The 13891-nt window shown below is 71.8% G+C and carries 12 protein-coding genes and 1 pseudogene; 8 read left to right on the top strand and 5 right to left on the bottom strand.

The genetic code is table 11. The features are described 5' to 3' along the window. Positions 1 to 24: 24 nt before the first annotated feature. The 4 genes and pseudogenes from ACZ45Z_RS19450 to ACZ45Z_RS19435 all read left to right on the top strand — a co-directional run bounded on the left by ACZ45Z_RS19450 (position 25) and on the right by ACZ45Z_RS19435 (position 5173). Complete coding sequence (locus ACZ45Z_RS19450; protein WP_468363645.1) at positions 25 to 891, top strand: M24 family metallopeptidase; 867 nt, start codon at positions 25 to 27, stop codon at positions 889 to 891. A gap of 2 nt (positions 892 to 893) precedes the next feature. Next, positions 894 to 2696 carry an SDR family oxidoreductase gene (locus ACZ45Z_RS19445; protein ID WP_468364166.1) on the top strand — a complete coding sequence of 601 codons (1803 nt, stop codon included), beginning with the start codon at positions 894 to 896 and terminating at the stop codon, positions 2694 to 2696. A gap of 107 nt (positions 2697 to 2803) precedes the next feature. Next, positions 2804 to 3725, top strand: a pseudogene (locus ACZ45Z_RS19440) (metal-dependent hydrolase). A 215-nt stretch (positions 3726 to 3940) separates the two neighbouring features. Beyond that, positions 3941 to 5173: a MerR family transcriptional regulator gene (locus ACZ45Z_RS19435; RefSeq protein WP_468363641.1), complete on the top strand. Its 1233-nt coding sequence runs from the start codon at positions 3941 to 3943 to the stop codon at positions 5171 to 5173. A gap of 169 nt (positions 5174 to 5342) precedes the next feature. Here ACZ45Z_RS19435 and ACZ45Z_RS19430 read toward each other — a convergent pair whose 3' ends face one another. Further along, a complete protein-coding gene (locus ACZ45Z_RS19430) occupies positions 5343 to 6692 on the bottom strand; it encodes a carotenoid oxygenase family protein (RefSeq protein ID WP_468363638.1) in 1350 nt (449 codons plus the stop codon). A 3-nt stretch (positions 6693 to 6695) separates the two neighbouring features. Further along, positions 6696 to 7280: a hypothetical protein gene (locus ACZ45Z_RS19425; protein ID WP_468363636.1), complete on the bottom strand. Its 585-nt coding sequence runs from the start codon at positions 7278 to 7280 to the stop codon at positions 6696 to 6698. 115 nt (positions 7281 to 7395) lie between these two features. Here ACZ45Z_RS19425 and ACZ45Z_RS19420 point away from each other — a divergent pair, with 115 nt between their 5' ends. Together ACZ45Z_RS19420 and ACZ45Z_RS19415 are read left to right on the top strand one after the other, a co-directional pair. Beyond that, complete coding sequence (locus ACZ45Z_RS19420; RefSeq protein WP_468363634.1) at positions 7396 to 7977, top strand: PadR family transcriptional regulator; 582 nt, start codon at positions 7396 to 7398, stop codon at positions 7975 to 7977. 55 nt (positions 7978 to 8032) lie between these two features. Further along, the gene (locus tag ACZ45Z_RS19415; protein WP_468363631.1) at positions 8033 to 8575 is read left to right on the top strand and encodes an RNA 2'-phosphotransferase; all 543 of its coding nucleotides are present in this window, start codon (positions 8033 to 8035) and stop codon (positions 8573 to 8575) included. 24 nt (positions 8576 to 8599) lie between these two features. On the opposite strand, the gene pspAB is transcribed toward ACZ45Z_RS19415, so the two are convergent. Both pspAB and htpX read right to left on the bottom strand, forming a co-directional pair. Then, entirely contained in the window at positions 8600 to 9163 is a 564-nt protein-coding gene (pspAB, locus tag ACZ45Z_RS19410) for a PspA-associated protein PspAB (protein ID WP_468363628.1), read from the bottom strand. An 80-nt stretch (positions 9164 to 9243) separates the two neighbouring features. Next, positions 9244 to 10143 (bottom strand): zinc metalloprotease HtpX, encoded by a 900-nt coding sequence (htpX, locus tag ACZ45Z_RS19405; protein ID WP_468363625.1) that lies wholly within the window; start codon positions 10141 to 10143, stop codon positions 9244 to 9246. A 210-nt stretch (positions 10144 to 10353) separates the two neighbouring features. On the opposite strand from htpX, the gene ACZ45Z_RS19400 reads away from it, so the two are divergent. Continuing rightward, complete coding sequence (locus ACZ45Z_RS19400; protein ID WP_468363623.1) at positions 10354 to 11256, top strand: LLM class flavin-dependent oxidoreductase; 903 nt, start codon at positions 10354 to 10356, stop codon at positions 11254 to 11256. 124 nt (positions 11257 to 11380) lie between these two features. Then, on the top strand, positions 11381 to 12394 hold the full coding sequence (locus ACZ45Z_RS19395; RefSeq protein ID WP_468363620.1) for an HAD hydrolase family protein: 1014 nt from the start codon (positions 11381 to 11383) through the stop codon (positions 12392 to 12394). Between the two features lie 36 nt (positions 12395 to 12430). Here ACZ45Z_RS19395 and ACZ45Z_RS19390 read toward each other — a convergent pair whose 3' ends face one another. Continuing rightward, entirely contained in the window at positions 12431 to 13555 is a 1125-nt protein-coding gene (locus tag ACZ45Z_RS19390) for a M23 family metallopeptidase (protein ID WP_468363617.1), read from the bottom strand. Between the last annotated feature and the right edge of the window lie 336 nt (positions 13556 to 13891).

Below are 13891 nucleotides of genomic sequence, written 5' to 3'. Positions count from 1 at the left end.
CCGCTTACGGACGGACGGTTGGCGATGGCCTCAGTCACCCCAGGGACCCCAGCAGGAGCCGGAGAACTCACCGCCGAAGTACGGGGCTTCCGGGAGGTGCAGCGGCTCGCCTACGCCTGCGCGGAGGCGGTGGCCGCCCAGCTCAAGCCCGGCGTCACCGAACGCGAGGCGGCCCGGATGCAGCGGGTATGGCTGCGGGAGCGAGGCGTGCGGGACTGGTTCCATCTGCCGTTCGCCTGGTTCGGCGACCGGACCGCCTTCGTGAACTTCCGCATCCCGCTCCAGTTCTTCCCCACCAACCGGGAGCTGGAGCCGGGGATGCCCTTCATCCTCGACATGGCACCGGTCCACCGGGGATACACCGCCGACATCGGCTACTCCGGCTGCCTGGGGCTCAACCCCGTCCACGACCGACTGCTCGCCGATCTGGAGGCGCACCGCGAACTGATCCTGCGCGAGGTGCGCGAGCGGCGCCCGCTGCGGGAGATCTACAAGGACGTCGAGCGGCTGATGGTGCGGCAGGGCTACGCCAACCGCCACCGCGCCTATCCCTTCGGCGTCATCGCCCACAAGATCGACCGGGTCAAGGAACGCCGCTGGTCACCCACCCTTTTCGGCTTCGGCACACAGTCCCTCAAGGGCCTGGCCTCCGACGCGCTGCACGGCCATCGTGACGGCTGGTCCCCGCTGTGGAGCCCGTACACCTTCTCCGACCACCCGCCGCAGCCGGGCCTGTGGGCGGTCGAACCGCACCTCGGTTTCCGGGGCACCGGCGCGAAATTCGAGGAGATCCTGGTCGTGACGGACTCGAAGGACCCGGTGGAAAGCGCCTTTTGGCTGGACGACGATCTGCCGCATGTGCGGCGCTGGCAAGAGGAGAAGGCCGCGTGAGCATCGAACCCGGACAGGATCAGGACCGATACGACTCCCCCGATGCGGGACTGCGAGGCGCGCGGGAGCGCCGGGTGCACACCGGCGGGGTGGAGCTGTGCGTCGCCGAGCTGGGGGACCCGGCACGCCCCACGGTGATGCTGATCCACGGCTATCCGGACAGCAAGGAAGTGTGGTCCGAGGTCGCCCGCGGCCTTGCCGACCGCTTCCATGTGGTGCTCTACGACGTCCGGGGCTGCGGCGGCTCCACCGCCCCGCGGCCGCTGCGCGGCGGGTTCACGCTGGAGAAGCTGACGGACGACTTCCTGGCCGTCGCGGACGCCGTCAGCCCCGACCGCCCGGTGCATGTCGTGGGTCACGACTGGGGCTCGGTGCAGGCGTGGGAGTTCGCCACCGTCCGGCGTACGGAGGGCCGACTGGCGTCCTTCACCTCCATGTCGGGCCCGTCTCTGGACCACTTCGGTCACTGGATCAAGAAGCGGATGACCCGCCCCACGCCCCGGCGCGCCGCGCAGCTCCTGAGCCAGGGCGCCAAGTCCTGGTACGTCTACATGCTGCACACGCCCGTCCTGCCCGAGCTGGCCTGGAAGGGACCGCTCGGCAAGCGCTGGCCGAAGATCCTCCAGCGGGTGGAGAAGGCACCGGCCGACGGCTATCCGACCGCGTCCCTGCCGACCGACGCCGCCCACGGCGCCTGGCTCTACCGCGACAACGTCCGAACCCGCCTGCGCCGCCCCCGTACCGACGCCTACGCCCACTGCCCGGTCCAGCTCATCACCCCGACCGGTGACCTGTTCCTCTCCGAGCGCCTCTACGACGACCTGGAGCAATGGGCGCCCCAGCTCGTACGGCGTACCCTCCCGGCCAAGCACTGGGTGCCGCGCACCCGTCCCGACCAACTCGTCGCGTGGATCGACGAGTTCGTCACCTCGAAGGAAGAGGGCGACCCGGCGAAGCGGGCCCTGGCCCCTGGTCCGCACGCCGACCGCTTCGGTGGCCAGCTCGTGCTGGTGACCGGCGCGGCCAGCGGCATCGGCCGGGCGACGGCCTTCGCCTTCGCCGAGGCCGGCGCGCGGATCATCGCCGTCGACCGGGACGCGGAGGGCGCGGCACGGACCGCCGACATGGCCCGCCTGATCGGCGCCCCCGAAGCCTGGGGAGAGGTCGTCGACGTCTCGGACGAGGCGGCGATGGAGAAGCTCGCCGACAAGGTCGACACCGCCTACGGCACGGTGGATGTGCTGGTGAACAACGCCGGCATAGGGCTGTCCGGCTCCTTCCTCCAGACCACCGCCGAGGACTGGAAGAAGGTCCTGGACGTCAACCTCTGGGGGGTCATCCACGGCTGCCGGATCTTCGGCAAGCGGATGGCGGAGCGCGGACAGGGCGGCCATATCGTCAACACCGCCTCGGCCGCGGCCTTCCAGCCGTCCAGGATCCTGCCCGCCTACAGCACGTCCAAGGCCGCCGTCCTGATGCTCAGCGAGTGCCTGCGGGCCGAGCTGGCGGGCCAGGGCATCGGCGTCTCCGCCATCTGTCCCGGACTGGTCAACACCAACATCACCGCCACCTCGCGCTTCACCGGTGTCTCCGCGGACGAGGAGAAGCGCCGCCAGGCCAAGAGCGCGCGGCTCTACGGCATGCGCAACTATCCGCCGGAGAAGGTCGCCGACGCCATCCTGCGCGCGGTCGTCCGCAACCAGGCGGTGGTCCCGGTCACCCCCGAAGCCCGCGGCGCCCATCTGCTGTCCCGCTTCGCCCCGCGCGCGCTCCGCGCCCTCGCCCGCATCGAGCCGCGACTGTAGGCGCCGGGGCACTGCCACGTCCCGCTTCGCCCCGCCCCGCCGAAAAACCGGAGCCCGGAGACCGCACACGAGAGCTCACATGAGAACCGACACGACAGGAGCCGCGCATGAGCAGGCCGCCACGCCCGCACGAGCACCACCCCATCGCGCCGCGCCGGGTCTCGTTCGACTGGCGCCGTACGCCGCTGCACTGGATACCGGACGAACCCACCGCCACCCATGTCATCAACGTGCTGCACCTCCTGCTCCCGGCGGGCGAGCGATGGTTCGTCAAGGTCTTCAAGGAAGCCCTGCCCCTGATCCGGGACGAGGCTCTCCTCACGGACGTCAAAGGCTTCATGGGGGCAGGAAGCCACCCACAGCGTCCAGCACGCCTACGTCCTGGAGCACTTGGCGCACCAGGGCCTGGACACCGGCCCCTACACCCGGCACGTCGACTTCCTCTTCACCCACCTCCTCGGCGAGCAGCCGCCCCTCGGCCTGCCGGTGCCCGAACGGGAGTGGCTGCGCTTCCGCCTCTCCCTGATCGCCGCCATTGAGCAGTTCACGGCGGTACTCGGCAACTGGGTGCTGGCGGCAGACGGCCTGGACCGCGCCGCACCCGACCCCGTCATGCTCGATCTGCTGCGCTGGCACGGCGCGGAGGAAGTCGAACACCGTGCGGTCGCCTTCGACATGTACCAGCACACCGGCGGCGAGGACCCCTCCCGCTACCTCCGCCGCATCCTGGCCATGACCGTGACGGCCCCGGTCCTGCTCTACCTCTGGGCCTGGGGCGCGGCCTACCTCCTCCGGCACGACCCGCAGCTCGCCACCCGTTCCCGCTACTCGCTGCGTGAGCACAACCGCGCCGCCCGCAGGGGCCTGCTGCCCACGTGGCGTGAGCTGGGCACCGCGATACCGCGCTACCTGCGGCGGTCGTACCATCCCTCGCAGGAAGGGTCGCTGCGCACGGCCGTCGCCTACCTGGCGTCCTCACCGGCGGCACGGGCCGCCGCGGACACGGCGGGGCGCACGGCCTTCTCGTAGGGGCGGTCTTCTCGCGGGGGCGGTGTTGTCGTAGGGACGGCCCTCTCGCGGGGCGGTCTTCTCGAGGGCCGTCTTCTCGCGGGGCGGTCTTCTCGTAGGGGACGACCGTGCCGCCGGACACGGCCGTCCCGTAGGAAACGGCCGTCCCGTAAGGCGCGGCTGATTCGTGAGGCGCGGCATTTGATGAGACGCGGCATTTCGTTAGGAGCACCGCAGTGACCGAGCAGCCGCCGACGGCCGAATACCGCATCGAGGACCTGGCCCACCTCAGCGGCACCACGGTCCGCACCATCCGCGCCTACCAGGACCGCGGCCTCCTCCCGCGCCCGGAACGCCGCGGCCGGGCCAATGTCTACGGTGACGCCCACCTGGCCCGCCTGCGCCAGATCGCCGATCTGCTCGACCGCGGCTACACGCTCGCCAGCATCAAGGAACTCCTGGAAGCCTGGGACGCGGGACGCGGCCTCGGCGGGGTCCTCGGCCTGGTCGCCGAGATCAACGGGCCGTGGAGCGACGAGGCGGCCTCCCGCATCAGCCGGGCCGAGCTGGACGCCGCCTTCGGCGGCACCTCCAACGACGCGGCGGTGGCCGAGGCCGTCGAGCTGGGTGTCCTGGAACGCGTCCCGGACCGGGACGACGAGTTCCGCGTCCCCAGCCCCCAGGAACTCGCCGTCGCCGCCGAACTTCACTCCGCCGGCGTCCCCCTGCCGGCCATCTCCGGCCACCTGCGCGAGCTACGCGGCCAGGTCGAGCACATCGCCGCCCGCTTCCTGGACTTCACGACCGAGCACGTCTTCCGGCCGTTCCTTGACCATCCGCCCACCGAGGCGGAAGCGATGGAGGCGGCCGCCCTCGTCCGCCGCCTGCGCCCCCTTGCCCAGCAAACCATCGACGCCGAACTGGCCCGCGCCATGCGGACCCTGGCCACCCGCTACCTCCGCCATCACCTCACCGAGGCACTGCCGTTGGACACCGGAGGGCCGGCGGAAGGCGACGCGGTGAAAACGCGGGAGAGGGGGGCCCGGGAGGTCGAGGCCCCCGAGGTGGATGCCCAGGAGGTGGGTGCCCCCGAGGTGGGTGACGTTTGGGTGGAGGCCGGGGGCCGGGGTGGGCGAGACGCGGCGGATGACGCGGGGTCCGTTGGCGGGCGGGCAGCCGCCGACGGGATGGCCCGCTCTGTGCCGGCCGCGGACCCCCGTGCCGCGACCGGTACAGAGCCGGTGGTTCTCCCCGTAGAGACTGTGCACGCCGTGCGGCACCTCGTCGGCCCGCACAACACGGCCGCCTTCATCACCGCCGCCACGCAACGTGAGGTCCAGGCACGCACGATGGACGCGATGGCCTCCGGTGCCCATGCCCGGACGGTCCACGAGCGCCCTGTCGACAGGAAGCGTGTCGACAGAGAACGCGCCGACGGGGAGCCTGCCGTCGACGGTCCGGCCGCCTAGGGCTGCGGCGCCCGTGGATGGGCCCCCTCCTTCCCTCTCTTGAGTTGTCAAGGATCAAAGGCGGGCAGCGGCACGAGGCGAGTGGAGGAGAGACCGGCTCCTCCATCAGCCACCTATTCGACTCGCCAGATCGAGCCGCTAGATCGAGCCGCCAGATCGAGTCGCCAGGTCAACTCACCTGATCCGGCAGCCAGTTGCCATGGAATCCGTACGGCACCCGCTGCGGCAGGTGCACCGTGGCCACGGGATCGGCGGATATGTCCTCCGCGTCGAGGACGACGAGATCGCTGGTGTCCGTGGACGCGTCGTAGACGTAAGTGATCAGCCAGCCGGGGCCGCCCGGACGGTCGTCGGCCGGTGCGAAGGCCGCCTCGCCGGGGGTGCGTCCCTGGCCGAAGTCGTGTCGGACGACCGCGCCGGTTTCCAGGTCATAGCGGAGCAGGGCCCCGGGGATCGATCCCGTACCCGGAACCTCGGCGGACGTGGCGTGGCCGAAGCGGGCGGGCAGGCCGGCGAGGCGGTCGTCGACGCGGGGGAATTCGGCGAATTGGTCGTCGAGTTGTTCCTCGGTCACCGTGCCGGAGGCGAGATCAAGGGTCCACCGCCACAAGTGCCCCGGGCTGTCGCCACCGTATTCGGCGTACCGCGAGACGTAGAGGACGATCCGCTGCTCACCGTCGTCGTGCGCGTTGAGGGAATGGAAGACGTAGCAGGGGTCGATCTCCAGCCAGCGGACCTCGCCGAAGGGATCGTCGCGCCGGAGGACGCCCAGCCGGGCGCCGTACTCGGGCTGCCAGCCGTACGGCATACCGGGGCGGCTGCGGTCGAAGACGACGGGGAGGTCCATGAAGACGACATGGGCGGCGGTCAGGTGGAAGTCGTGCATCATCGTCCCCGCCGGGACGTCGATGGGGCGGCTGACCACCAACTCCCCTGCCGCGTCGGCACGGTGGTAGGTGAGGTAGGGCGGGGCGACGGCGCCGTAGCCGAAGAAGTGCAGTTCACCCGTCGTGGGACACGTCTTGGGGTGGGCGGTCATGGCGGTGGTGAGCCGGCCGCCGAAATCGTGGGCGCCGAGCGTCTCCAGTTCATGGCCGGGGCGGCAGTCGACTTCGTAGGGGAACGAGGACTCGACGAGTGCCAGCGTGCGCCCGGCGTGCCGGACGATGTGGGTATTGGCCACGCCCGCCGTGAGGTTCCGGTGGCCCCGCTCGTCCCTCAGCGGCACATCGCCGGTGAAGCTCGCGGTGCGCACCCAGCGGTTGCGGTAGGAGACGGCCCGGCCGCCCTCCAGGCGGAGGCCGTGGACCATGCCGTCGCCGAAGAACCAGTGGGGCGAGGCCGCGTCCCGCGGGTTGGGGCCGTTGCGGAGATACCAGCCGGTGAGTTCGGGCGGGATCGCGCCGGTGACCGGGAGGTCGTAGGCGGTCACCTCGTCCATGACCGGGGCGAAATTGCCGGCCAAATGCGGGGCGGGGACGGTGGATTCGGACGCGGTGGTGGGCGGTGCACTCGTCATGGGTCATGCCTCCTGGAGGTCGGGGCGCACGCCGGACCGCTGCCGCAGGAACCGTGCGCGGGCATGGTCCGGATACCAAGCGGTGAAGCGGAAGGGCACGACGAACGCGGCGATCTGAACGGGGATCGACACGAGCAGGCTCAGGTCGTACGCGGTGATGGCCGCTTGGGCGACCGCGCCGAACGTGAAGGACAGCGCCCAGGCCGCGGTGATGACGTTGTTGATGCGCAGGAAGAGCGGGGTGGCCCAGACCTCGGGCGGTGCCACGCGGCGCGCGATCGGGAGGGTGAAGGGGCGCCGGACCGCGATCGACAGCCAGGCGATGAGCGCCAGCCAGCCTGTCGCGAGCGCACCGCTGTATATCCGAAGGCCGCTGTCGGGCCGGGCGAAGGCCAGGGCCATGAGGGCCGCGAAGAAGACGAGGGTGCCGTACTCCAGCAGGCGTGAGTCCAGAGAAAGACCCGCGGCGCGGTCGGTGACGAGCAGGGCCGCGGAGACGACCAGGGCGGCCAGCGCGCCCCATTGCCATCCGAATGAGGCCACCCCCGCGAACACCAGCCACGGCACGAAGCTCCGCAGGTAATGCATGATCCCCTCCCCCTCTCCACCGGGCCGCCCCGGCGAAGACCACATTCCAAGTTCGACATGTCGAAGATAGAAGGTCCATCTTTGACATGTCAACAGTGGAACGTAAACTGGGGACATGAGTCTGAGACACGCTGTGCTGGGTCTGCTGGCCGAGGCGCCCGCCAGCGGCTACGACCTGATGAAGACGTTCAACGCCTCGCTCGTGAACGTCTGGCCCGCCACCCAGAGCCAGGTCTACGGAGAGCTGAACAAGCTCACCACCGCGGGCATGGTCGAAGTCGCCGCCGAAGGGCCCCGCGGCCGCAAGGAATACGCGATCACCGACGACGGCATGGGCGAACTGCGCCACTGGCTGACCGAGGTCGAACCCAGCAGGTCCCCGCGCCACGAAGGCCTTCTGCGGGTCTTCTTCCTCGGCGTCCTCACCCCGCTCGAAGCCCGCGCGTATCTCCTCCAGCGGGCCGAGGCCGCGGCGCGGGCCCATGCCGCGTGCCGCCACATCGAAGACGTCACGCCGTGGGACGAGGACATGATCTCCGTCTACGGGCGCATCGCGCTGGAATACGGCCTGCGCCACTCCGCGATGGAGGAGGAGTGGGCCCGCTGGGCCGTCGAGGAGATCGGCGGCGCGAAGGCCCGGGAGGCGGGCGAGCGGGTGAGGTCCCACGACAAACGGGACGACGACCAGGCAGGATGACGGCGCCCCCCGAATACAGATGCCGCCCCCTCCCCAAGCGGGGGATGCTGGAGCCATGAACGACCAGCGCTCCGTGCGCATTTCGAAGTACCTGGCGAAGCATCTTCGCCATGAGCCGGAACGGATCGGCCTCGCCCTCGACGCCCACGGCTGGGTAGCGGTGGGCGACCTGCTCGACGCGGCCGCGCGGCGCGGCTTCCCTTTCTCACGGGCCGAGTTGGAGAGGGTGGTCGCCGACAACGACAAGCAGCGCTATGCCATCGAGGGCGACCGCATCCGCGCCAACCAGGGCCACTCCCTACCCGTCGACCTCGCTCTCCCGCCGGCCGAACCGCCCGCTCACCTCTTCCACGGGACGGTCGCGCGCAGTGTCGCCGCCATCCGGGCCGAGGGTCTGCGGCCGATGTCCCGGCACGCCGTCCACCTGTCGCCCGACCGCGACACCGCGATCCGGGTGGGCTCCCGCCGCGGCAAGCCCGTCGTCCTGACGGTCGACGCGGCCGTCATGCACCGGGCCGGCCACGTTTTCCGGGTCAGCGCCAACGGCGTCTGGCTCACCGGCCAGGTACCGCCGGAGTTCCTCCGCTTCCCCGGCTGAGCCTCGCCGCACCGCACCGGCCGGTCACAGCCCCGGCGCGCCCCACACCGGGAACCACCGTGCCAGGTCCTTCTCGATCGTCAGATCGTCGCCGAGCATCGCCCGCACCTGGAGTTCGAGCGGATTGTCGCGCTTCTCGCCACCGGCCGGGTGGGGCGCGAACGGGTAGAACGTGCCCCGCTTGTAGAGGTACACCAGCGCCAGCGGCCGGTCCCGTTCGTCACGAAAGCCGAGCAGTGAGCACAGGAGCTGCGGGCCGAACCCCGCGTCCGCCAAGGACGTGTTGACCGCGTGCAGGTCGTTGACCAGCCCCGATACGTCCTCCGGTGGATGGCGCGCGAGCAGCCACGTATAGCCGTACGCATCCCGCGTGAACTCCACCGAACCGCCCAACAGCGCCCGCGTCTCCTCCTGGATCCGCGAGAACACGCCACCCTCGACGCTCGCGAAGCACACCGACCCCAGGCCGGTGGGGCGGAAACCGGCCGCGGCCTGGAGGGTGACGGCGGCCGACGGCAGGGCGAAGAGCTGATCGAGATCGGGCCGGACCGGCTTGCTGCGGCCGAGAAGGGCGTCCAGAAAACCCATGCGCGGTCCGCTCCTTCCTCATCGGGATCACTGTTGCGTGGCAGCCGGCCCGGCATTCCTCAGCCGCCCGGCCGCGCGGTTCACGGCCGCCCCAGCTCCGCCGCGATCCGGCCGAGCTGGTCCAGTCGCTGCTCCAGCGTGGGGTGCGAGGACAGCAGCCGGCTCACGCTCTCCTTGTTGAAAGCGGGGACGAAGTAGAAGGCGTTGAACGGCTCCGCCTTGCGCAGATCGCTGGTCGGGATCCGCGCCATCTGCCCGGTCACCTTCGTCAGCGCGGAGGCCAGCGCCGACGGCCGGCCGGTGATCATCGCGGCGGCCCGGTCGGCGGACAGCTCGCGGTAACGGGACAGCAGGCGGGTGAGCAGGAAGCTGAGGGCGTAGACGACGGCACTCACGGCGGTGACGATGAGGACGGCGATGGCCGCGTTCTGGTCCCGGTTGTTGCGGCCGACGCCGCTCCACAGGGCGGCGCGGGTGATGATTCCGGCCAGCACACCGAGGAAGGAGGCGATGGTCATCACCACGACATCGCGGTGCGCCACGTGCGAGAGCTCGTGGGCGAGCACGCCCTCCAGTTCCTCCGGCTCCAGCCGACGCAGCAGTCCCGTCGTGGCGCACACCATCGCGTTGTGCTGATTGCGGCCGGTCGCGAAGGCGTTCGGCAGGTCGGAATCGGCGATCGCCACGCGTGGCTTGGGCATATCGGCCAGCGCGCACAGCCGGTCCACGGCGCCGTGCAGCTCGGGCGCCTGCTCCGGCGTGACCTCGCGCGCGCCCATGCTGAACGCCGCGATGCGGTCGCTGAACCAGAACTGCGCGATGAACAGCGCGCCGGCGATGACCAGAACGACCACCCAGGCGCCCTTGAGCAGCACCACCAGGACGCCGACGACCACGACGTACAGCAGGCCGAGGAAGAACATCGTCGTCACCATGCGCGAGGTCAGTCCCCGGTCGGGGGCGAATCGGGTCCGTGCCATGGCTCCTCCACAACGCGCCGCGGACTTCAGGCGGTGGGCGGGGCGCCGCGCGAACCGCCCACCGGCCACCCGCCGCGCCCGCACACCACCACTGACCCGATTCTCCCTCTTCACACCTGAATAAGCCGATACGCGCCGCCTGCCCCGCCCTGGAACGTAGTACCCGAGCCGCCGAATCGCTCCCTTCCCGCGCCTCGTACGCTCTCTCGTATGACTCTGCGCCTGAGTACCGTGATCCTCCCCGTCCGCCGCTGGCACGACGGAGGCCGTGACCAATGGACACGCGCCGAGGAGCTGGGCTTTCACGCCGCGTACACCTACGACCACCTGTCCTGGCGCAGCTTCCGCGACGGGCCGTGGTTCGGTGCCATCCCCACCCTGACCGCCGCCGCGACGGCGACCGAGCGCCTGCGGCTGGGCACCCTCGTCACGTCGCCCAACTTCCGGCACCCGGTCACCCTCGCCAAGGAACTGATCACGCTGGACGATGTCTCCGGCGGCCGCGTCACGCTCGGCATCGGGGCCGGCGGCAACGGTTTCGACGCCACCGCCCTGGCCCAGGAGCCGTGGACGCCGCGCGAGCGGGCCGACCGGTTCGCCGAGTTCGTGCCGCTCCTGGACCGCCTCCTCACCGAGGACGCCGTCAGCCACGCGGGCACCTTCTACTCCGCCGAAGAGGTCCGCAACATCCCCGGCTGCGTGCAGCGCCCCCGGCTGCCCTTCGCCGTCGCGGCGACCGGACCGCGCGGGCTGAAGCTCGCCGCCCGGCACGGCCAGGCGTGGGTGACCACGGGCGACCCGAAGATCTCCGCGACGGGTACGCCGGAGCAGTCCCGTCAGGCGATCGAGCAGCAGATCGCCAAGCTCGGCAAGGCGTGCGCGGAGGTCGGACGGGAGGTGTCCGAGCTGGACAAGGTGCTGCTCACGGGCTTCACGCCGGACGGCGGCCGACCGCTGGAGTCCCTCGACGCCTTCGTCGACTTCGCGGGCAGGCACCAGGAGCTGGGCATCGACGAGATCGTGCTCCACGCCCCGATCCCGGACTCCGACTTCGCCGCCGACCAGGCCGTCTTCGAGACGATCGCCACCGAGGCCCTCGGCCAGCTTTCCTGAGGCGACCCCACACCAGGGGCGCGCGGGGCGGGCTCCCCGTCCCGCGCCGGACCCCCTACGGCCTCCGGGCTCATGCGGGCGCCCCACCGCACGCCTGTGCGCGGACGTACGCGAAGATGGGCGGGTGACCGATGCCTCCGCTACGCCGCCCCAGGCGCCCGAGCCGGCCGTCGCGCCCCGGCTGATCGCGACCGATCTCGACGGCACGCTGCTGCGCGACGACAAGACGGTCTCCGACCGGACGATCGCCGCGCTCGCCGACGCCGAGCGGGCCGGCCTCGTGGTCTTCTTCGTCACCGGCCGCCCGGCCCGGTGGATGGACGTGGTCAGCGACCATGTGCACGGCCACGGCCTGGCGATCTGCGCGAACGGCGCGGCCGTGGTGGATCTGCACCGCGGCCGCCGGATCGTGGAGATGAGCGCGCTGGAACGGGAGGTGGCGCTCAACGTCGTGGAGGCGCTGCGCAGCGCCGCGCCCGGCACCTCGTTCGCGGTGGAGCGCACCGGCGGCATCCACTACGAGCCGCAGTACCCGCCCTTCTACCGCGACCCGGCCGCGGTCATCGCCCCGGCGGAGAAGCTCCTCGCCGAGGACTTCGCACCGCCGGCGGACCCGGGTACGGCACCGGCCGCGAACGCCCCCACGGGCATCGACGATCCCGCCGACCCCGCCAACGTCGCGGCCCTCACCGAGAGCGCGGACCTTCGGGACGCCTCCAGCACCGAGGGCATCGCGGGTCCCCCTCAGACCACCGGTCCCGACCAGCCCGTGCTCAAGCTCCTGGCGCACCATCCCGACCTGGATCCGGACGCCTTCCTCGCGCTGGCCCGTACGGTCGCGGGCGATCTCGCCTCCTTCACCCGCTCCAGCCCCACCGCTCTCCTGGAGATCAGCGGGCTCGGCGTCAGCAAGGCCGGTACGCTCGCCCGCTGCTGCGCGGAGCGCGGTATCGCGCCGGAGGAGGTCGTGGCCTTCGGCGACATGCCGAACGACATAGAGATGCTGACGTGGGCGGGGACGTCGTACGCCATGGCCAACGCCCATCCGGACGTGCTGGCCGCCACCTCGCGCCGTACGGAATCCAACAACGACGACGGCGTCGCGGTCGTCATCGAGCGCATCCTCCGCCGGCGCTGACCGACGGTCGCACCGGGCCGGGAACGGCGGGGGCCCTCAGATCCGTACGCCGTGCTTGCGCAGCCACGCCAAGGGGTCGAAGCCCGATCCGAGGTCCGGCGTCCGGCGCAGTTCGAAGTGCAGATGCGGTCCGGTGGAGTTGCCGGTGTCTCCCGACAGCGCGATCCGCTCACCGGACCGCACCCGCTGCCCGGTCCGCACCAGCGCCGCGGACAAGTGCGCGTAGTGCGAGTACAGGCGCTGGCGATGACGTACGACGATGCTGATCCCGAAGCCGTCGCCGCAGGTCACACGGACGACGCGGCCCCGGCCGACGGCCCGTACGGGCGTGCCGATCGGCACCGCGAAGTCCTGGCCCGTGTGACCGACGGCCCAGCGGTCGCCCGCGCCGCCGAACCGCGCGGAGAGCACATAGCGCTCCACCGGGCGCGTCCACCGGCCGTGGAGGGTGGGCGCGGGGGAGACGGCAACGGCAGCCGTGGCCACCGTGCGGGGCAGCCGGCCGCAGGAACTGCTGCGCGACGCCTGGGAGGCGAGCTGTCCCAGCTCCTGGCGGGCCGAGCTCAGCCCGCGGCCGTAGCGGGTCCGGTCCTCGTCGAGACGGTCGCGGTGGCCGGCGAGCGCCGTGGCGCGGGCGGCCGCCGCCGCGCTGTCGCCCGCCAGCGTGCGGCTCGCCCGCCGCGCGGCGCGCAGTCCCGTCGCCAGCGCGCGCTCCCGCCGCTCCGCCGCCCGGTGCGCCTCCATCAGCGGCGTCCGGGCGCCGGGACCGGCCTGCCGCAGGGTGTACGCGACGATACTGCCGGTGCGGTACTGCTCCGCGGCGATCACACCGACCCCCCGGCGCAGGTCGGCGGCCAGCCGGCGCTCCTGGCGCAGCCGGACGCGTAGCCGGTCGCGCTCGGCCCGCTGCGTCCGCGCCGCGCGACGCTCCTGGTCGTAGGAGCGGCCGGCCCGGCGCGCCGCCTCGCCCAGCCGGATGACCTCCAGGCTCACATCGGCCAGGCGCTGCGCGGCGCCGCGCGGGGCCCGGCGGGGTGCGGCGAGCGTTTCCCGAAGGGTGTCGGGGCGGACGTGGTGCGCGGGTCCGGCCGCGCGGTAGGAGCGGTGGCTCGCGCTGTTCGCCAGGTGGTCGGCGGGGCCGGAGACGGCGCACACCGCCATGACGACCGCGCACGCCAGGCCGGTCCAGGCCCCGCGCCGGGGCTTTCCCGGCGGACGCGGGACGCCCGGCGGACGTCCGGCGTCCCCGGGCCGCCCGCCCGCGCCCCCTCCTCGTCCCCGCCACCACCCCTGCCGTCGCTGTCGTCGCTCACCTGAACACATGGGCTGATAAGTCACCGGAACCGGACGGGAATCACCGGACCTCAGTCCTTCGGCCCTCACGCAACGCCCCGAACAGTCCAACCCACGCCCGGCCGCGGCGGCACTCCCCGAAGACGCGACCACCGGGCCACGACGACCGCGCGCGGCGATCACCGCAGGCCCACCGCGCCTGCG

The organism is Streptomyces sp. NPDC031210 (genome assembly GCF_055570395.1).
The sequence above is the reverse complement of the archived record's forward strand: the minus strand, read 5'-3'. Positions and strand labels throughout refer to the sequence as shown.